Origin of the sequence: Aquimarina penaris (assembly GCF_040786285.1) — a bacterium.
Classification (GTDB): Bacteria; Bacteroidota; Bacteroidia; order Flavobacteriales; family Flavobacteriaceae; genus Aquimarina.
This window is the reverse complement of sequence record NZ_JBFMKQ010000001.1, coordinates 1,698,974-1,719,849: the sequence shown is the minus strand read 5'-3', so window position 1 is coordinate 1,719,849 and position 20,876 is coordinate 1,698,974. Positions and strand designations below refer to the sequence as shown.

Sequence of the window (20,876 nt, the reverse complement as noted above, 5' to 3'; positions counted from 1 at the left end):
TACAAATTATTTATTATACCCAAAACGTTTTAATTGCCCCTGATTACTTCGCCAATTTTTATTGATTTTTACATAGAGCTCTATATGGATCTGTTTACCAAAGAATTTTTCTAACTCTTTACGAGCTTCAATACCCACTTTTTTTAGTGCAGATCCCTTATGCCCTATGATTATACCTTTTTGTGAATCTCGTTCTACCATAATCACCGACCGAATCCTGATGATGTCTTCATCTTCGACAAATTCTTCGGTTTCTACTTCTACAGAATACGGAATCTCTTTTTTATAATTAACCAATATTTTTTCTCGGATGGCTTCATTTACAAAAAATCGCTCTGGCTTGTCTGTTAATTGATCTTTAGGGTAAAAAGCTGGTGATACTGGTAACAATTCTACCAAACGATCAAACACCTCTCTTACATTAAAATTTTTAAGAGCAGATATAGGATAAATTTCTGCATTAGGAACTTTTTCGGCCCAAAATTGAACTTGTTCTTCTAATTGTTCTTGATTGGATTGATCTATCTTATTAAGTAATAAAAACACCGGGATTTTTGCAGACGTAATTTTATTAAAAAATGCTTCATCTTTAAGATCTTTTTCTCCAATCTCAACCATATAAATTAATATATCTGCATCTTCGAAGGCAGATTTTACAAAACCCATCATAGATTCCTGAAGTTCATATGCCGGTTTAATAATCCCAGGAGTGTCTGATAAAATTACCTGAAAATCATCCCCATTAACAATACCCAGTATTCGATGTCTTGTTGTTTGCGCCTTAGAGGTAATAATAGATAACTTTTCTCCAATGAAAGCATTCATAAGGGTAGATTTACCCACATTGGGATTACCAATAATATTTACAAAGCCTGCTTTATGAGTCATTTAATTTATTTTGGTGCAAAGGTATACGAATATTGGACAAGAAAATAATAACTAGCTAGGATTATCTGATTCCTTTTAATTTGTTAACATTTTACACCAAAAAATGGTTGGTAACTATTTCTTGACAAATTAACTTTTTGTTTAGATTTTTTATAAATTTAATTCCAGTATGTTTTCAAAAACCCCGTGAAAGCAAGTTTTTATTATTAATACTGGGATCATTTGAAAAATTGCTTAAACATTTCTTTACTAACTTGTACTAAAAACAGGCTTATATTCTTCTACCTGCTGGTACTCCTATCCTCAATTATTAACGCTCAAGATCAAGAAAAACGTTTATCTAAAGCCGATGAAAGTTTTAAGGCATTCGCTTATATCGATGCAAGAGCAATCTATTTGGATGTTGCGAAAAAAGGGTATTCTTCTCAAAATTTATTTCGAAAACTAGCCGATTCTTTTTACCTAACCGGTGAACTTGAAGATGCTGTAGAATGGTATGAAAAATTAATCCAAGAATACCCAGAAGACCTTAATCCAGAGTATTTGTTTAGATATGCTCAAAGTTTGAAAAGTGTTGAACGCTACAAAGAAGCGGATCAAATCATGGATGAATTCTTTAACATTACCGGAAACGACAAACGAGCCAAATCATTTATAAATAAAAGAAATTATTTAGATTTTATTGAAATGCAATCTGGTAAATATGACCTTTTCAAGCTTAGTATAAATTCAAAAAACTCAGAATATGCGCCAAGTTTTGATCATAACAATCAAATAGTTTTCGCCTCTTCAAGATCTAAGACGACTAAAGATTCAAAATTACATGGCTGGACTAAAATGCCGTTTTTAGATGTGTTTTCTTCTAAAATTAAAGATGACCAAATGACTTTAGAAGACCCCATCAAACTTAAAGGAAAAATAAATACTAAATTTCATGAATCGTCAACCAGTTTCAGTAAAGATGGGAAAACGGTATATTTTTCGAGAAACAACTATTCAAACAACAAGCTTGGAACCAGTAAAAAAGGAGTGGTTTTACTAAAGATATATAAAGCGACTCGTAAAGAAGGAAAATGGGTTGATATAGAAGAATTACCTTTTTGTAGTGATGATTATTCGGTATCGCATCCATCTCTTAATGCAGATGGTACTCAACTTTACTTTGCCAGTGATATGCCAGGCACATTAGGAAAATCTGATTTGTTTGTTGTAGATGTATTGGGTGGCGGGAAATATGGGAAGCCAAAAAATTTAGGAGATAACATCAATACTGAAGGAAGAGAAACTTTTCCCTATATCAGTGATAGTAATAGACTCTATTTTGCCAGTGATGGACATGTAGGGTTAGGCGGATTAGACATTTTTGTAGCGACCCCAGAAGAATCGGGTTTTTCTGCTGCATTTAATGTTGGAAAACCTGTAAACAGCTCTAAAGATGACTTTTCTTTCGTACTTAACGAGGAAACAAAAATTGGGTACTTTGCGAGCAATAGGAAAGGTGGTAAGGGTAATGATGATATCTATAGCTTTAAACAAACCGAAGAACTAATCACTTCGTGTAAGCAATATATAGAAGGTGTTATCTACCATAGTGAAACTAACGATAGTCTTGCCGAAGCTGATCTGAAGTTATTTGATACCAATGGGAATATAATCGCCGAAACAAAATCTAATAGCCTTGGGGTATATAAATTCGACGTAGAATGTGATACAGAATATTTGATAAAAACCACTTTAGATCAATTTCAACCCAAAGAAATTACATTTAATACAGATGACATTTTTGAATATTCACATGATTTGTCTATTCCTTTAAACTCTTCAGGCGATGGAGAGAAACTATTAACATCGGTAGCCGTAAATATAGGAGATGATCTATCAAAAACATTACAGATGGAGTCTATTCATTTTGGATTAGATGATTCATCGATTAGCCCAAAAGACGAGGTTGAATTACAAAAAGTTATTTCTGCACTAAAGAAATATCCCGAATTAAAAATTGAAGTCCGCTCTCACACCGATAGTAGATCCAGTTACTGGTATAATAAAAGATTAAGTGTAAAACGAATGCGAGCTACCATAAAATATATAGTCGTAGAAGGAGATATTTATTGGCGAAGAATACGAGGTAAAGCCTATGGCGAGCGCCGATTGATTAATAAGTGCGGAAACGATGTGCCTTGTACAGAAGAAGAACATCAAGAAAACAGAAGAAGTGAGTTTATTGTACGGGAATAGTTTAAAAAATTAGAGTTCTTTTATACTCTTAAAATATTGTTTTGCCTTTGCATTTACTTTTGGGGCTAATAACAAACCTGAAATTACTGTAGGAATTGCCATCATTGCAAAAGCACTATCAATTAGGTCTATGGCAAAATCTACTTTAACTACGGCTGCCACCACAATAGAAACTATGTAGATATAGTTATAGTATTTCCCATATTTAGGTGCAGTCAAAAACCCTAAACAAGTGGTCCCATAATACGAATATGAGAATAAGGTGGACAATGCAAATACCAACACCATAACGATCACTACGATATCTCCTAATCCATAAGGTAACACAGCATTAAAAGCTTGTAACGTTAGTGAAATTCCGTTGCTATCAGTATCCTTCCAGACCCCGGTAGAAAGTATTGCCAAAGATGTTAGTGTACATACCAATAAAGTATCGATTGATGGGCCAATCATAGCTACTAACCCTTCTCTAATAGGTTCTTTGGTTTTAGCCGTACCGTGCATCATAGGCGCGGTACCAATACCTGCCTCATTAGAAAATGCACCTCTCTTTATTCCTGTTTTGATTAAATGCCCTAGTGCACCGCCAGCAATAGCATTACCAGAAAACGCATCAGAAAAAATCAAACTAAACATATAAGGCACTTCTTCTATTTGTATGATCAAAATAGTGATGACGGTTATAAAATACAAGACCACCATAAAAGGCACTAACCTGCTCGCCACTAAACCGATTCTTTTTATTCCTCCCAATATCACTAACGAAGCTAAAGCAGCCAGTACAAGCCCTATATACAACTTATCATCTTCTTGCCAACGTAACACATCTACCAGTGTTTGGGTTAATTGATTTGCTGTAAAGGCCGGAAGTGTCCCTACTAAACCTGCCAGGGCAAAAAATACGGCCAAAGGTTTCCATTCTTTACCTAGTCCTTTTGTGATTACATACATTGGTCCCCCCAGTAGGGTTCCATTTTTTTCTTCGGATCGATACATGACCGAAAGTGAGCAGGTATAAAACTTGGTTGCCATACCAATTAATCCACTAACCCACATCCAAAAGACTGCCCCGGGACCACCCGTTACAATTGCCACAGCAACACCACTAATATTACCCATACCCACCGTAGCGGCAATAGCAGAAGACAAGGCCTGAAAATGACTTAGATGCCCGGGATCATTATCATTGTCATACTTGCCTCGTAAGACATCGATTGCATGCGCAAAATAAAGGAAAGGTGTAAATCGTGAATAGATTAAAAAGAATAGTCCACCACCAATAAGTAATACTAGCAAAGGCCAATCCCATACCCAAGAACTAAAATCTGCAACAAGACCTTCTACTATTTTAAACATAGACAATAAAAATACTTGTTCTAATGGTAGTGGCAAAATGTATTATAGATTTAATCTGGTATACTTCGATGGGCATTTGGTTCTTAACATTATACAAAGCTAGTGTCGCAATGTCAGTTCGGTGTATTTCAATAAGGATAAGGTGTTTGACAATAAGCTTACGGTGCGTTACAATGAAATCAAGGTGTACAACAATAAGCTTCAGGTGTATAACAATGAACTTGAGGTAGATTACAATACACTTCAGGTGAGCTACAATGTCAGTTCGGGATATTACAATGGGTTTCGCAGGTTCTGCAACAATCTTTGTATTTCTCTTAATAAATTATTTCTAAACCCTAATAAACCTTGGTTTATCAATTCCACGATCATACATCACTATACTGCCAGCAACAGAGACATTAATACTTAACTCTGACTTGAATTTGATCAAAAAATGGGATTTTTCAATAGCTTTTTTAGATAGCCCATGATCTTCGGCTCCTAATAAATATACACATCGTTTAGGGTGTTTAAATGTTTCTAAAAACTCTGCATCATCAGTTAGCTCAACTCCAACAAGCATAGCACCTTTGGGTAAATGGTTATAAAAATCTTCAAAAGTATCGTAATGAAAATAGGGCATTGCTTTTACAGCATTATGTGTATCACTGGCTTGTTTTGCATAGCGGTTTCCGATTGTAAAAATAAAGCTTGCTCCCATATTTTGAGCAGATCTCCATAACACCCCTAGATTTTCGGGAGTTTTACCATTTTGGATTCCGATTCCAAAAAATTCATTTTCGAAGTTATCAATCATAGGGGTAAAAATATAAAAGATCAAAAAGAATCTTTTTATTAATCCTCATTCAAATTCTATTTTTTCAATACTTCATTCGGAGAAAGTTATTCAATACTCGTAGGCAATAGTTTATTTATTTTAAAATTATTTCAACTCATCTACTACAGAAACTGAAAGAAAGGCAGTGAGAATTTGAAGCAGTGTAAAATCTCTTTGTGTAAACTTATTTTCTTCTTTTCCGTAGACACAAAAAACTACTTTAGTTCCTGTTTTCTGTTCAAAAGGTAATAACATTAGAGATAAATACCCTTTATCATCTCGTTTATTGATGTATTGTTCAATCTCCTCATTAAAGTTATCAATCATTAAAGGCTTATTTTCTGTCAAAACATAAGCCGCCAGATTCTCTTTTTTATCAAACTTTTCATTCCTGTCTATCAGGCTAGTCTTTTCTCGTGATGCTCCCTTATACCCTATCTCTTTGCCTTTCTTAAAAGCAATTTCAAAAGCATCTACTCTGGTCGGTAACTCTACTAATTTTATTAAAACCGGGAATACTTGATCCCACGAAGGTTCTTTGGGGATTTGTTTTAATAAACGATGCAGTAGATGAATATTAGCCACTGTACTTTTAAGCTCTTCGGTTTGCAGAATAAGCTCTGTTTCTTTTTTATGAAGTTCTTTTTGCTTATCAGAAAGTGAAACTTCGAGGTTTTTTGTTTTTTTAAACACCCATAATCGCAAAATATACCACGACCCAGAAACCCCGAATACCAGTAATAATGCTATACCCCAAATTGTTTTATACCATTTGTTTTGAACCTTAAGGTTAATTTTTAGAGGGACACTCCATGAATATCCTCCTTGTTTTTGGGCTCTTACTAATAAAAAATAGGTTCCACTTTTAAGTTTTTGAAGAGTGATCTCGTTGGTATCAAGAGGTAAAGACCATGGTGTTTTACTAATCATGTCTTTATTAGAACCTCTTTTATATACTTTATATTGGTATCTAATGTTATCTGATGGAAAAGTAACAGAAACGAAACTTAATCTTGCCTTCTCGGTTTCTTTATAACGTAACAATCTCTTTTCTAACTTTTCAACTTTATCATTTATATAAATCTCATCTAGTATTGGCGGATTTGTTGTTAATGGTGTAGGATTGGATCGAGAAGAATAAACAGCTCCTTCTGCTGTACCTACCCAAAGCTGACCATTACTATCAATAATCATACTTCGATATGATGCTACTTTTGATGGAGTGCCACTTTTTTCATCAAAAAACACATAGGATCCTTTGGCGTCTATATGAACTAATCCATTGGTATCGGTTGCCAACCAGAGGCCTCCTCCCGGGATCACGCATACCGAACGAATCTCGTTTCCTGTATATGCTCCTAAATCTATTCGCTGAATGCTCTCTGTATCATACTTTAAAAGTCCATCGGTAGTTCCTAGCCATACGATTCCTTTATCATCTACTGCCAGGTCATGCACTTCAAAATTACTACTCACTTTAAAAGAAAAAGGAATACTTCGGTTTTCGAAAGTATCCAGGTCGCGATTATATTTATACAAATAAGTTTTGGTCCCTATTCCTGCTCCATATAGTTCTGATCGCCCTCCTTCATTGATTACCAAAATGCGGTTGTTTAGTCCGTTTGCTTCGTCATAAAAAGTTACTCGTCCATCGGCACTAATTTTGGCTACACCGACAATTGGTTTTTCTCTTGGTGCTTGACAAAACCAATTATCACCTTGGTGATCTGCAAACATATAAAATATACCTCCTCCTCTATTTTTTAAACTGTAGGTGGTCTGTAAATTTCCATTTTTGTAATGAATAATAGTTCCTTCTGCGGTTCCGTACCATGTATTATCAGAGTGCGAAGAGATTCCTGTAACCTGACTTACTCCTGTAATTTGATCAAAACTTTTAGTACTTTCGGTACTTTTCACACTATTGACAGTACTAAGAGAAATCAAAACTTCATTATCTACTCCAGTGCTCATGCTAAATACATTATCATGAGACATCCCCGAAACACTCTGAAAATAACTAGACCATAAAAGCCCTAACCCATTTGATGTACTTATCCATATTTTTCCGCCAGAGCGAATTTGATCCTGAGAAAAGTAAAGATGATTAATTGATGTATAAGGGAGTTTTTCTACTCGATGAGGATCATTCGATCCAAAAACCTCTACCAATTCTGTTTGATTATTAATCAAGGTATACATTCCTTGTTCTGAAGCTAGAAAATAATCTCCGTTTAGATCTTTACTAACATAATAGAAATCTAATCCTATATTATCTATTTGTTTTTGGGCTATTATTCTATGATCCTCATTTACCTTTAATTTTAAGACACGCAGGTCTCCGACTAACATAATTTGATCACCCTCTATATAAAAGTGTGACATATCATTAAATCCATCAAGCTGCTCGAAAGTGCTTGATGATTCATCGAAGTAAAACAGGCCTTCTTTAGGAATCAAAATCCAAACGGTACCAAAACGATCTTCGCTAAAAAATATGTCAGATATTCTACGATTAGGAGCAATAGAAAACTGTTGTTTCTTAATATCTATTCTATCTTGTCTATACACCGCACCATCTAACTGCCCTATCCATAACCTATCTTTAGAATCGCTAAACAATTGTTCAGGGTAACTCATCCCATTTTTAACTTCGCTAATAATAATGTGTGGGGTTATTTTAGGTGTATTTTCTTTATAAAAGAGTTTAAAAATGCCGGTATCATTAGAAAAAAGTAAGGTGTCTTTTTTCCATGAAATTATTGATTTAATATACTGACTGCGTAATGAAGTGTTATAATCCTGAAATCTATTACCATCAAAACGATACAAGCCCTGATCTGTAGCAAGCCATAGATATTGATGAGAATCCTGAATTGTTTGGTTTACTTTTTTAAACGGAAGCTCATCCCCTTGATATGTCGTATACCGAAACTTTTGCCCAAGAACCCCTAAAGTATTGAATACGATCAAAAAGAATGTAAGAAGACACCTATTCTTCATAATCACAGAAGGTTTACTCTTAAAGATACTAAAAAAACCACCAATCTTAGCATACAGTATACATAGAACTAATTATTACTATATCGCAAATACGCATTTTTTAATTTAGTATCGTACTTATTCTTTTTATAACCGGGCCCATTATATCCTTCGGCAAATCTGGCCCAATTCTTTTCTTTAATCCAATCGATTAACTTTTTACCTTTAAAAGACGTTTTTTCTATGAATTTACCAAAGGCTTTGAGATGTTCTCTTTCGTGTTCGTACATTACCGAAACAAATTGATCTATAGAAGAATACCCCAGGTGTTTATAATGAAATCCCATAATTTGAAAAGATCCCCATGAGGCCGAACTATGCGCTGCATCATGAAATGCTGGCAAATCAGATATCCCAGCCGCTTTTTCGAGACGATCATACTCTCCGGATCCCCCTCTGTAGTGAGTTTTAGTCCATTTTTTATACAATACATCTTTAGTATATTCAGAGACATAATCAGATGGCTTAACTCCTCTTTTATCAAGTTCTCTCCAAAAAATATGGCCTTCAAATAAGATGATTGGTTTTCCACTTAACAAAAACCCTTTACCTCTACTTTCTACCTCATTAACCGCTTTTACCATCGCTGTCTCTAAACCAAAATTTTGAGCAAAATCTTTAATATCTTGCTCTGATAAAAATTTATCGTTAAATGCAATGATATTTCTTTCTGCTTCAATGAGTTTTGACCATGTCTTAAGGCCAACAATACCATCAACCACCAAGCCATTTTTTTGTTGAAAATCTTTTATAGCATGATCTGTATCTCTTCCAAAATAATTAGACACATAAACATTATACCCAAGCTTGGTAAGAATTTCTTCTAAATAATGAACATCTCCTCCTCTAGAACGATAACGTATTGTTTTCATAGTATATTAAGTTTATTAATTACTTCAAAAAGGATAAAAAACATTAAGTATAGTATGCTAATAAAAAAGTAATGGTTGCTATAAACAAAGACATTTCTCTTTTTAGGGGTAAGCTATTTTTGTTTCTTAAGAAACCTTTTGAAGGTACAAAAAAACTTCATTATAATATAACTCCGAAAGGTTAATTTTATGCTTTATGGTTTTACCATACCATTTAAAATGAAGTGTTTAGCAAGGGTTTCACTTTTAGAACAACATTAAGAACACAAACATAGTTTAGGTATTAAATAAAGGTAATAAGCAAAATTATTTCTTTTCATCTAAACGAATTCTAATTGAATCGTAACGAATTCTAAAACCATCACTCCAAGATCATTTTAAGGAACTAGTTTTACATTAAATAGCCAACCTCAAAATAAAGCTGTTATGAAAAATGTTGTCATCATTATTGTTCTTTTTCAAAGTTTTCAATTTATCTATGCCCAAAAAGGATTTATTGATACCAAGAAGTATTTAGTAACAACAGAAATTACAGATCAAGGAAAAGAACACCCTGCTTATGTTGTCAATTTGGTAAGGTCAAGAAATAGCTCCGAAACAATTTCAACCTTAACCATTAATGACACAGAGCTTTTTGAGGACATCTTTATTACCACCTTAGAGAATCCTGGTTTAAAAGGGATCTCTGAGGTGATAAAGATGGAAGTTGAATATCTTGCTTGCTGTGCACATGTAGAAGCGTATTATTTTACAGTCTCTGAAGACGGCGATACCATTGTTGCTCTTCCAGAACTTAAAAATGTATACTGTGAAGACTCTAATACCGATTTTCAATATATTTTTCCAAATCAAGAGTATGGGATAAAAGGAAATATTTTACAAACACAAACATTTTATAAAAATACATCTGATATTAAATATGTAAATCTGAAGCAAAGTTTTGAATGGAACGATGGAGCCATGACTATCGATCCTACAAAAACAACGGCTATCACGAGTTACTAAAATTAAAACCGACACAACAAACACAAACTCAATCTGATAGACAAAAAGGGGGAAACTTTTGTTTATTATACCGACATACCTTTTTAAGGTGGTGTCGGTTTTGTTTTTTTACATTATTAAATAAGTACAGATACATCAAAATCAAAAAAACAGTTTGATTATATTTGTTCTCAACCTCAAAGCTTTCTATGAACTTATATCGGTTTTTATATTTTATTCTCCCTTTCCTGATATGGAACCCTATCAGTTCATTATGTGCGCAAAATAATCAACTTAGAGCCTACACTCTCGAAGATGGGTTGCCGCAATCTCAAGTTTACGATATTGTACAAGATGAAATTGGATATTTATGGTTAGGTACACAAGGTGGAGGTCTTTGCCGATTTAATGGTGATGAATTTAAAATCTGGAACGAAAGTGATGGGTTACAATCTAATTATATTCATGCACTTGCTTTTGTAAATGACAGCCTTTTTATTGGCACAAAAAGCGGGCTGAGTATTAAAACAAAAAACAAATTTACCAATCTAGATGGCCCCAGGATTAATAGAATCTTTAGAATAAAAGATAAAACGTATTTGGCTACAAACATCGGCATCTACGAATACCAAAAAAAAATAGGTTTAGTTAAGATAAACCTTAATACTAAAATTAATACTAGTATTATTAATGATATTGTTTTCGATGGCAGATTGTTCTGGATAGCAACCAATAAAGGCCTCTGGAAACTAAACCATATTAGAAAAGGAGCCAGTATTATAGAAAGGCATAGTGCACATAATTTTACAGCTGCCATCTATTATAAAAATAAAATCTTTGCTGCTGCCTTTAATCAAGGTATTTTAGTCATAAATACCAATGCCAAAAGTTATGGAAATCGTTGGATCTCGAGACCACTTAGGGTAAATAACATCTCTGTACACAAAGATAATGAGCTGTGGTTTGCCACTAACAATGAAGGTATAACCATTATTGATGCTAATAAACATACTCAAAAAAAGAAAATTACCCGTAAAAATGGTTTAGCGGTTTCTCATATCAGAAAAAGTATATTAGACCGTCAATCTAACATTTGGATTACTACCTCTGGAGGAGGGTTTTATAAGTATTTTGAAAATAATTTCATCCATTATGATCAAAATACCGGCTTAAAAGGTAATCGTGTATATGCAATACATACGGCAAAAGAAGGCATATGGGCTTCTAATTCTGAGGCAGGTCTTATAAAAATAGATTCTGCGGGTATTCATCATATTCCTCAAGAAGAACGTTTATCTGAAGTAAAAATCAAAAGTATTACTAGTGATGCATCAGGAAATATATGGGCAGGCACAGATGGTAAAGGAATTCTTTTTAAACAGATCAAAAAAGTCGACAGTATCGTAATCGATAGCAGCTATGTGCACCCTGTAAAAAAGGACACAATCATAAAAATTGATACCATTGTCAACACTGTGATCAAAAATCATATTATAGATACAGACAAAGGATTACCATCTGATTGGATTAGAACTATTCATGTGGATAATACTACGATATGGGCGGCATCATACTCTACGGGTATTGCACGCTTTAAATATGATCCAGAAAAAAAACGATTATTAGGGTTAAAGAATTTTGAAAGAAGAAATGGCATTAAAGATTTGCAAATAAGTTACATGCTACAAGATTCTTTGGGTAAAATGTGGTATGCCACTCAAAATGGTCATTTAGGATACATCAAGAAGAATCGCGTTACTCATCTTGATAATGTTCTAAATCAAAAAACAGCAATAAGCACACTACTTTTTCATAAAAACATACTATTTATTGGTACGGCAGGAAAAGGGATATGGTGGTCAAGTCTAGATGGCAACCTCTCATTTAAAAAACTGAAAGGAAGAAAAAGACCGTATTCTGATAATATTTATCAAATGATATTTGATGATCAAAACAACTTATGGGTGGGCAGCGAAAGAGGAGTAGATAAAATAGAGCTAAACCAATTTAATGATATTGTAGATGTCTTTCATTTTGGTCGTAATGATGGTTTTTTAGGGATCGAAACTTGTCTTAACTCTGTCACTAAAGATGAAGAGAGTAATCTATGGTTTGGAGCCATCTATGGATTAACAAAATACCAGCCCAGCGAAATAACAAAAGAAACGGTTAAACCCAGATTATACTTTGAAAACATAGAAGTAGCGTATCGCAGTGTAGATTCGATCAATTTAAATACCTGGACAAATAGCAGTAATGTTTTAAAACTAAAACCAAATCAGACCGAACTATCTTTTAGATACAAAACCATTGATCTTGATCACCCCAATGATATTCAATATCGAATTAAGTTAAATAATTCTGAATGGAGTCCCTGGTCATCAGACAACAAACAAAACCTTGCCGGTTTAGCCTATGGATCACATATATTCTATGCACAGTCCAGAAATTATAGATGGGAAGAAAGTGACCCTATTACTTTTAATTTTTTTATCGATAGTCCCATATACGAGAAAGCCTGGTTTCAATTGGCCGTATTAGGTGTAATCTTGTTAGTTATGGGAGGATATGGAATATCGTATATTCGAAGGGTTAAGCGAAAAAACAAGGAAGAACGAGAACGTCTTGAAATGCAAAACCACCTTCTTTCATTAGAGCAAAAAGCATTACGTTTACAAATGAATCCTCATTTTATCTTTAATGCCCTTAACGGAATTAAAGCCATGGGAACTAGTAACCCACAGCGTATGAATAATACGATCAATACTTTTGCTACCTTACTAAGAGAAACATTATACAATTCTAGAAAAGATTACATCACATTAGATCAAGAAATACAAACTCTAAAACATTATATAGAAATAGAACAATTAATGGCCAGCAAACCGTTTACCTATTCTATTTCTATAGATACGGATTTTGATCCCGAAGAAATACTAATTCCGCCGATGTTAATTCAGCCTTTTGTAGAAAACGCGGTTAGACATGGAATTTTAAAAGGGAGTAGAGATGGTGAGCTAAAGGTTCAGTTTCATACCACTGAAGATTTTTTACATTGCACTGTTTTAGATAATGGTCAAGGTATTTTTCAATCTCAGAAAGCCAAAACCAAAACAGATCATCAATCTATGGCACTTACCGTAACCAGAGAACGATTAGAATCTATTTCGGGAAAAAACTCCCTAAGTATAGAAGAGATCAAAACTAACGGCAATACTGTTGCCGGGACCCAGATAGCATTTAAAATACCATTAGAAACCGATTATTAAACACTATTTATGCTTACAGCTATTATTGTAGAAGATATGCCAGATGCACTTCAGCTTTTAAAGAGTGATCTTGAGGCCAATCATCCCGAAATAAAAATCGTTGATACTGCACAAAGTGTAGTAGAGGCTGCAAAATCATTACGTAATACAGAACCCGATATTTTATTTCTGGATATTATGCTGGGAGATGGAACTGGTTTTGACGTATTAGAGATATTTCCGGAATTAAAATCAAAAATCATTTTTGTAACGGCAAGTGATGAGTATGCCATACGGGCTTTTAAATTTGCGGCTATCGACTATGTACTAAAACCATATTCAAATGATGAATTGGCACAAGCGATTGCCAAAGCTAAAGAGCAAATTCAGCCTAATAAAGAGCGATTAAACATTCTAAAAGACACCTTGTCTGCTCCCGAACAAAAACCTGATAAAATATCGTTGCATACACTCGATAAAATTATTATTGTGGGATTAGATGATATTATACGTTGTGAATCTGATAGTAATAATACGATTTTTTACCTGCAGGATGGTCAAAAAATATTTGTAACCAAAACTCTAAAATACTTTGCTGATATGCTGAAGAACTATCAGTTTTTGAGGGTACACCAAAGTCATCTGGTCAACCTACAATGTATCAGTGCATTTATCAAAACTGATGGCGGATATCTAATGCTGAAAAATGGAGAGAACATACCTGTGTCTGTACGAAAAAAGAACGAAGTCATGGAGATTTTAGATCGACTTCATAGGTAACCGTGATTTCAAAAATAACGAGATATCCTAAATTGAAGTCAACAAAATTTTTGTTTCGTTCAAAAAAACCAAAGCTGTATTGCCTAATCGCAATACAGCTTTGGTTTTTATACTATCTTATTCTTAGACGATAATCCTCACAGATGAGTGCTAGCACAAGAAATTAGGATAGCAATGAGTTTTGTTATTTCGCATAAACAGAGCTAATATGATGCTCATAATTTTCTGTTGACCATGAAGCGGAATTTGTATTAATCCATACTTTTGCCACATTAGGAACATTGCTATAGCTTGGGTTTCTTTGTGTTCCTCCTACGTAAACAAATGGATATTTGACATATATAGAAGTGGCAAAAGCATTACCGTTTACATCACTTGTTAAGTTAGTTGCAGTACCGTTAAGCCATTGTTTGGCTAGTCTACCTGATCCTGTATAGTCGTAACCAGCTACATAAACGTCAGAATTTCGTACATAAACAGATTCTGCAGATGCCTGATATGATCCATTAGATAAATAGGTAGGAGTTCCATTTTTCCAAACTACTGCTTTTTGGCCAGATCTTCCTGCTACGTATATTCCTGTAGAATTCACAAAAATTGAATTTGCCCTGGTATTATTAATATTACCTCCTACGTTAAGTAATGCTAGACCATTTTTCCATGCTTTATAGCTTGTTCCCGAAGTTGAACTTTCAAAACCGCAAGCATATATGTCTGAATTGTAAACATGAATAGAAGTAATATATATTACAGCCCCGGGATTGCTAGACGGCATACTATACAATTCAATGTTATTCTTCCATATTTTCCCGTTATTTCCATCACTCCCCCCGATGTAAACATCATTATTGTCGATAAATACTGAGTTAGCTGAGCCATGATTAGTACCATTTGTCAGTGAGGTTGCTACACCATTTTGCCAAATTTTCGCTACCTTTTTTGACCCATTACTTTCAAAACCTGCTACATAAATATCATTCGATTGATCAACAACTATTGAATGTCCATATGCTTCTTGAGTACCATCGGTTAAACCTGTGGCAACACCATTAACCCAAACTGTAGCTACCCTTTTCTGAAAAGGATTGATAGACCAGATTCTTTCAGATCCAGTTGCATACACGATGGTTGCCGGTGAAATGCTATCTAATATGATTACAGGTTTCCTCCTTTTCAAGTTAACCTCTTCATAAGAAGTTTCGTCTTCTACTGAGTCTGTTGTACATGAAAAAAGTAAGCTCAATACTAAAGCGCTCAATACTAATATAATTCTATTCATTTTTTAATTTTTGTTTTGCCTACTATTATTTTAAAGGTATCTGTTCGGCTTATTTTCCCTATTAACTTTGTTTGTTTACTATTTGTTTTTACCGAAGTAAATATAGCAAGGCAACCTGCTTTTTTACAATTAGATGTAGTAAGCATTTATAAATTTTACCTTATCAATTCATAAATTTTACGCACTACTTTTTAAATACAATTTTCTCAAAATGAACAGATTAAAAATTATCTTCTTTGAAATATTTTTTTAATACCGAAATCTTATTTGTTATCCATTATATTGCCAAGTATTTAATTTTGATTCTACATTTGAATGTATATAAAGGTCATTTATCTTATCACTTTATTGATTCTTAGTATCACCTCTCTAACGGCTGGAGAGTTAGATATAGAGGTGAAAAAAGAGGTTAATTCAATGCAATCAGACTCACTAAGAGATATGACCTTCGAAGAATTGGATGTTCTATTCAAAAAAAACCAACAGGATTCTATTTTTGTAAATAAAGTAGCCCACACTTACCTTTTTAAGGCTAAAAATCAGAATAACACTATCCAGATTGCTAATGGATATGTGATGTTTTATAAAATGACAAGAAAAAATTCGAAGATAGCCTTAAAGTATACAGATTCGATTATTGAGGTTACTAAAGAGATAAAAGATATTCTATATCCCGCCAAAGGGTATCTTTTGAAAGGAAATGTTTTATATGGAATGGAACAATATAGTGACGCACTAGAATCGTATTTACTTTCAAAAAAACATGCCGAAGCTAATCATAATCAAGGGTATATCATTGCTTCAAAACATAATATTGCCCTACTAAAAACAGTATTAGGGAAAGATCGTGAAGCATTGGTAACATATAAAGAAAACTTTAAGTATTTAATAAAACAGGATACCAATAAAAAATTTCGTCAGCATTATATTGGTACACTTTTTAAATTATCTGATAGTTACAATCGGCTTAAATTTTATGATTCGGCCCATTTTTATTTAAAAAAAGGAATTAAATCTAGTTTATCGGGAGTGAACACCTATTATTACCCAGATTTACTATCTGCTTATGGTATTAATAGCTATTATAGGAAAGAGTATTACATTGCTACGGATAGCTTAAAAAAAACCTTAGTATTATTAAAAGAAGACATCAATGATCCAAATGTTCGAATTACCTATCTATATCTGGCTAAAACACTTCTGAAGATAGGAAAAGAAGAAGATGCTATCAGATACTTGAGAAAAGTGGATTCTGCGATAAGTAAGTCAAATCATATTCTAGAAACCCGCGAAGTTTTTACTTTATTGATTGATCATTATAAAAAAAATAAAGATCAGGAAAATCAGTTAAAAATAATGGAAAAATTGATACGATTAGACAGTATATACAATATAAAATACAATAAGTTAAATAGTCGTATTTACAAAAAATATGATACTCCTAAATTGATTAAAGATAAGAACCAATTGATTGATAGTATTGTATCTGAAAATAGAAAATTTAACTATAGACTCTTATTTTTTGGAGGACTCATTATTATATTGATTAGTTTGTTGTACTTCTATTATTATAAAAAAAGGAAGAGTAAATTTAAAAAAATATTAGACCAGCAGCTAGAGCATATAGAAGCTCTTAATACAAAGAAAGTTACACCCACATCGAATATCGATTTGGCACCTGAATTAAAACAAGAGATTTTAGAAAAACTAAAAGATTTCGAAAGCAATCATGGGTATTTAAAAAACAACCTGACTCTGTCTATGGTTTCTAAAAATTTGAAGACAAATTCTTCTTATCTATCCAAAGTTATTAATATAAATAAGCAAAAGAATTTTACAAATTATATTAATGATTTACGAATTGACTATTGTGTAAAACAAATAGAAAATGATAAACAATTTAGGCAGTATTCTATTAAATCGATAGCTAAAGAAGTAGGGTTTAACAACATACAATCCTTTGCCAAAGCTTTTTTAAAGAAAAAAAAATGCAAACCCGCTGAATATGTTAGAAGAATTAAAAATCAATAGTTTAAGACTCATATTTGATGCAGACAGCATAGTACGTATTTATAAATTTTAACCAGAGTGTAAGTAATTGTATGGTAATTTGTAGAATTTGTAATTACCTTTATCCTCATTAAATAATTCAATGCATTGATATCATGAAAAAAGAAAATAAAGCAAAACTCAGTTTACAAAAAATAAAAGTAACTAAACTTGATAATTCATCCAAAAATGAAATTAAAGGAGGAAAAGGATTAAAATTAGATGAAGACAAGTGCGACGAATGTAGTAATATGAGTGGAACTATTAGTGATCGTTGTGATTTTGAAGTAGATGGTAATTAATTTCAAAAAAGTACACTAGTTCACTAGTATATATGTTTAGATAAAAGTAACGTCTGTAAAAAACATCTCCCAAAAATTAGACAATATTGGCTGTATTTTTTGTTGGATATTGAATACCAACAAAAAATACAGGCTACAAATTAAGCCAGTAGGTAATTTTAAGCACAATGGATCGAGTGCGTACATCAAAGGCAAAACGATCCAGCGGATCTACATCCCCAGTTAAGAAATTATCGGTATACACCAGGATTAAATCTGACACCGGTGCAAAACGCCACTGTATACGGGCATTAATATTGGTATTATCATCCTGAGAATTGTACTGTACAAAAAGGGCGGTAAACAAACTTTTAGAGAAAGTATAATCGATACGGGGGCTAATTAAAAAAGTTTCTCTACTACCATCGAGATGTGGTAAATCAAAATAGTTTACAGCGTAGTTTAAAGAAAAGAAACCTTTGGGTTGATAACGAATGGTAAAACTACCTCTGGTACCATATCGCCAACCATTAAAATATTCCCCTATAAACGGACTTACACTCCAACTAAATGCCTTACGTGTATCACTTCTATAATTACCTGTAAAATTAAAATATGAGAAATCCTGATCTTGCTCCAGTTCTAAAGAATCGGTACCAGTAGGATCAAAAGGATCGAACAAATACACATAGTTATGGTTAAGATTAAATTCAAAATTAGCTCTTTCTGCAAGCTCACCGCCCCATCCTACAGAAAACAGATGATCGGTTTTACCAAAACCGGGACGCCAAAAAACATCAGCTTCAGCCCTAAAATTGTGATTATTTAAAAAATCATTTTGTGGATAATATCGAAGCTCTGCTACTGGACTAATCCTAAAATAATCTGTACGTGGTACAAAACCCACTTCGGCATTATAATCTTCATCTACATATTCATGTTTCCAGAGTGCTCCAAACTTACGGGTATTATAATTTAAAGTACTCCCCTGTGCAATGGCTACATCTGTATCTGGTGAAAAGGTACCATGAGCAAAAGTCTTCCCAAACCAGGTATTATCGTTGGTGGCATAATTAAAATCTACACCTACCATCCTGTTGTATCTATTGAGCTCTAATGTATCCAGATCAAAAGCCAGATCTTCGAGCTGAAGCGATTCTTTGTTTACAGCAATAATACCAATATTAGAACGTGTCCATAATTTACGTTGAACGACCGCAACTCCATAATTAACACTTGGAATACCTTGCTCGTTACTAGATGCTGTTTGCATATTTAAAAGGCCAACTCGTGTATTGGGATCTAATTTTCCGCTTAAGCGAAGTCCTCCATATATTCTATTTTGCACTAATTCTTCTGTAGTAACGTCTTCGCCAGACCCTATTCTTCTTGAAAAGAAAGGATTAATATTCTCAAACCCAAATTGACCAAACAGATCCGCATTTTCTAAAAAAAACTGCCTCCGCTCAGGAAAAAATATCTCAAACCGATCCAAATTTGTGATTTGCTCATCGACTTCTACTTGCGAAAAATCAGGGTTAACCGTTAGATCCAAGTTAAGTCCTGGTGTTAATGCTACTTTAACATCACCCCCAACCTCAAAAAACTCATCTGCCGGGAGCTCATCTTCGAAATCTTTATTAAAACCAGAAGACACAAAAGGAATTAAAGAAACGGCACTGCTTTTTGTGGTCAATTCCTCTTCCCAAATCATCTCTGCAGGATAGGCTAATGTAAAAAGTATCTGATTACGTGGAGTTCCTGTATATGTACTAATTTCATTGGTTTGCGTATCAAAACGATACGATGAAAACCCCCATTTTTTTGAAGGTGTTGGATAACGTAGCGTACTAAATGGGATTTCTAATTCAGCCGTATAATATCCATCATATTTTTTTGCTTCTCCTTTCCATTTATTATCCCAAGAGGTCGAAAAATCCCTAAAATCATTCCCTCCATTACTAATAATACCTTCTCGACGTACACCTTCGGGGTTTATCCCAAAATAAATTGCATTGGTACCATCATCAAAGGTGTCGAACAATAAGGTAATATTATCAGTCCCTCCAGCTCGATAATCTCTACGTAGCGAAGTAACAATCCAATCATTACCCGTTGAGTAACATTTTATACCTACATACAAGCTTTTTTGATCCGTACACATATAAATTTCTGTCTGTGCCTTTGCCGGGATAGAGTCTGATGGAAAGTATTGTATAAAATCTTTAGCGGGTGTTAATGTACTCCAAACTGATTCGCTTAAATCTCCATCGATATCAATGTTACTGGTCGTGACCCCAACCGTAAAAGATTTTTTTTCTTTGATATCAACTTGGGCCCAGTTTAGTGATACTACATTGAAAAAGATTAGAAATATCAAAAACCTCATCATGAAATTTTCATATAAAAATTAGGTGTCATAAAGTTGTGTGGCTAAGAGAAGCTTAAAAATAGGGTGCAAAAATTTAGTTTTTGTTAAAATTATTACAAACTAAAACGATGAGATGAATGAGAAGAAAAATGATTAAGGAGAAAAGTACTTTTTCAGAAGTATCTTTGATAGCTAATACATTTCAAAAAAGAAAAAGGTGATATACATTATATCACCTTTAGATTATTAAAAAAATTGTATCGATTATTCGATTTTGCTAATATCAACCAGAATAAGTCTTTGCTTGTATTGTTTTACTTGGGTATCATCGGTTTTTATTTCAACCTTATCAACCTCATAGGTAACCTTAAAAGATTTGCCTATAAGCTCTTTTGCATTAAAATCATACTTTGATACTGCTTTCTTACTTACAATGGTAAACTCCATTACTTTTCCTGTCTGTTTATTGGTAAAGTAATAGGCTTTTTCAGATTGACCATTATAGGTCACTTCTGTTTCTTCAATTTGATTATTAGATACACCAGTAAAAGCTGAGGCGAAAATCACTGTTAGTACTAAAAGAATCTTTTTCATTATTATTTAAATTTTATTATTTACTAATTATGGCGCAAATTTAACTCAAAAAGACTCTTCTACAACATATTTTG

General features: G+C 33.4%; 14 protein-coding genes. 6 read left to right on the top strand and 8 right to left on the bottom strand.

What is annotated here, in order from left to right; genetic code table 11:
• Positions 1-6: 6 nt before the first annotated feature.
• Positions 7-888 carry a GTPase Era gene (era, locus tag ABW637_RS07145; RefSeq protein ID WP_367583963.1) on the bottom strand — a complete coding sequence of 294 codons (882 nt, stop codon included), beginning with the start codon at positions 886-888 and terminating at the stop codon, positions 7-9.
• A gap of 222 nt (positions 889-1,110) precedes the next feature.
• Here era and ABW637_RS07140 point away from each other — a divergent pair, with 222 nt between their 5' ends.
• Positions 1,111-3,126, top strand: a complete 2,016-nt coding sequence (locus ABW637_RS07140) for an OmpA family protein (protein ID WP_367583962.1) — start codon at positions 1,111-1,113, stop codon at positions 3,124-3,126.
• A 9-nt stretch (positions 3,127-3,135) separates the two neighbouring features.
• Here the strand turns inward: ABW637_RS07140 and ABW637_RS07135 are convergent, their stop codons facing one another.
• The 4 genes from ABW637_RS07135 to ABW637_RS07120 form a co-directional block, all read right to left on the bottom strand.
• Entirely contained in the window at positions 3,136-4,482 is a 1,347-nt protein-coding gene (locus ABW637_RS07135) for an alanine/glycine:cation symporter family protein (RefSeq protein WP_367583960.1), read from the bottom strand.
• A gap of 331 nt (positions 4,483-4,813) precedes the next feature.
• On the bottom strand, positions 4,814-5,281 hold the full coding sequence (locus ABW637_RS07130; RefSeq protein WP_367583959.1) for an RNA methyltransferase: 468 nt from the start codon (positions 5,279-5,281) through the stop codon (positions 4,814-4,816).
• A 126-nt stretch (positions 5,282-5,407) separates the two neighbouring features.
• Entirely contained in the window at positions 5,408-8,305 is a 2,898-nt protein-coding gene (locus ABW637_RS07125; RefSeq protein WP_367583958.1) for a ligand-binding sensor domain-containing protein, read from the bottom strand.
• A gap of 68 nt (positions 8,306-8,373) precedes the next feature.
• On the bottom strand, positions 8,374-9,216 hold the full coding sequence (locus tag ABW637_RS07120; protein WP_367583957.1) for an N-acetylmuramidase domain-containing protein: 843 nt from the start codon (positions 9,214-9,216) through the stop codon (positions 8,374-8,376).
• 426 nt (positions 9,217-9,642) lie between these two features.
• On the opposite strand from ABW637_RS07120, the gene ABW637_RS07115 reads away from it, so the two are divergent.
• The 3 genes from ABW637_RS07115 (at position 9,643) to ABW637_RS07105 (ending at position 14,228) form a co-directional block, all read left to right on the top strand.
• Complete coding sequence (locus ABW637_RS07115; protein WP_367583956.1) at positions 9,643-10,221, top strand: hypothetical protein; 579 nt, start codon at positions 9,643-9,645, stop codon at positions 10,219-10,221.
• 188 nt (positions 10,222-10,409) lie between these two features.
• A complete protein-coding gene (locus tag ABW637_RS07110) occupies positions 10,410-13,469 on the top strand; it encodes a sensor histidine kinase (RefSeq protein ID WP_367583955.1) in 3,060 nt (1,019 codons plus the stop codon).
• A gap of 9 nt (positions 13,470-13,478) precedes the next feature.
• Positions 13,479-14,228, top strand: coding sequence for a LytR/AlgR family response regulator transcription factor (locus tag ABW637_RS07105; RefSeq protein WP_367583954.1), 750 nt, complete (start codon positions 13,479-13,481; stop codon positions 14,226-14,228).
• A gap of 184 nt (positions 14,229-14,412) precedes the next feature.
• Here the strand turns inward: ABW637_RS07105 and ABW637_RS07100 are convergent, their stop codons facing one another.
• Entirely contained in the window at positions 14,413-15,507 is a 1,095-nt protein-coding gene (locus ABW637_RS07100) for a hypothetical protein (RefSeq protein ID WP_367583953.1), read from the bottom strand.
• 315 nt (positions 15,508-15,822) lie between these two features.
• On the opposite strand from ABW637_RS07100, the gene ABW637_RS07095 reads away from it, so the two are divergent.
• Positions 15,823-17,538, top strand: a complete 1,716-nt coding sequence (locus ABW637_RS07095) for a helix-turn-helix domain-containing protein (protein ID WP_367583952.1) — start codon at positions 15,823-15,825, stop codon at positions 17,536-17,538.
• Between the two features lie 134 nt (positions 17,539-17,672).
• On the top strand, positions 17,673-17,858 hold the full coding sequence (locus ABW637_RS07090; protein ID WP_367583951.1) for a hypothetical protein: 186 nt from the start codon (positions 17,673-17,675) through the stop codon (positions 17,856-17,858).
• 133 nt (positions 17,859-17,991) lie between these two features.
• Here ABW637_RS07090 and ABW637_RS07085 read toward each other — a convergent pair whose 3' ends face one another.
• Both ABW637_RS07085 and ABW637_RS07080 read right to left on the bottom strand, forming a co-directional pair.
• The gene (locus ABW637_RS07085; protein ID WP_367583950.1) at positions 17,992-20,229 is read right to left on the bottom strand and encodes a DUF5916 domain-containing protein; all 2,238 of its coding nucleotides are present in this window, start codon (positions 20,227-20,229) and stop codon (positions 17,992-17,994) included.
• A gap of 243 nt (positions 20,230-20,472) precedes the next feature.
• The gene (locus ABW637_RS07080; RefSeq protein ID WP_367583949.1) at positions 20,473-20,802 is read right to left on the bottom strand and encodes a hypothetical protein; all 330 of its coding nucleotides are present in this window, start codon (positions 20,800-20,802) and stop codon (positions 20,473-20,475) included.
• Between the last annotated feature and the right edge of the window lie 74 nt (positions 20,803-20,876).

Bases quoted from the DNA above. Each gene is read 5' to 3' on its own strand.
- era (WP_367583963.1), bottom strand. From the start codon at position 888: ATGACTCATAAAGCAGGCTTTGTAAATATTATTGGTAATCCCAATGTG.
- ABW637_RS07135 (WP_367583960.1), bottom strand. From the start codon at position 4,482: ATGTTTAAAATAGTAGAAGGTCTTGTTGCAGATTTTAGTTCTTGGGTA.
- ABW637_RS07130 (WP_367583959.1), bottom strand. From the start codon at position 5,281: ATGATTGATAACTTCGAAAATGAATTTTTTGGAATCGGAATCCAAAAT.
- ABW637_RS07125 (WP_367583958.1), bottom strand. From the start codon at position 8,305: ATGAAGAATAGGTGTCTTCTTACATTCTTTTTGATCGTATTCAATACT.
- ABW637_RS07120 (WP_367583957.1), bottom strand. From the start codon at position 9,216: ATGAAAACAATACGTTATCGTTCTAGAGGAGGAGATGTTCATTATTTA.
- ABW637_RS07115 (WP_367583956.1), top strand. From the start codon at position 9,643: ATGAAAAATGTTGTCATCATTATTGTTCTTTTTCAAAGTTTTCAATTT.
- ABW637_RS07110 (WP_367583955.1), top strand. From the start codon at position 10,410: ATGAACTTATATCGGTTTTTATATTTTATTCTCCCTTTCCTGATATGG.
- ABW637_RS07105 (WP_367583954.1), top strand. From the start codon at position 13,479: ATGCTTACAGCTATTATTGTAGAAGATATGCCAGATGCACTTCAGCTT.
- ABW637_RS07100 (WP_367583953.1), bottom strand. From the start codon at position 15,507: ATGAATAGAATTATATTAGTATTGAGCGCTTTAGTATTGAGCTTACTT.
- ABW637_RS07095 (WP_367583952.1), top strand. From the start codon at position 15,823: ATGTATATAAAGGTCATTTATCTTATCACTTTATTGATTCTTAGTATC.
- ABW637_RS07090 (WP_367583951.1), top strand. From the start codon at position 17,673: ATGAAAAAAGAAAATAAAGCAAAACTCAGTTTACAAAAAATAAAAGTA.
- ABW637_RS07085 (WP_367583950.1), bottom strand. From the start codon at position 20,229: ATGATGAGGTTTTTGATATTTCTAATCTTTTTCAATGTAGTATCACTA.
- ABW637_RS07080 (WP_367583949.1), bottom strand. From the start codon at position 20,802: ATGAAAAAGATTCTTTTAGTACTAACAGTGATTTTCGCCTCAGCTTTT.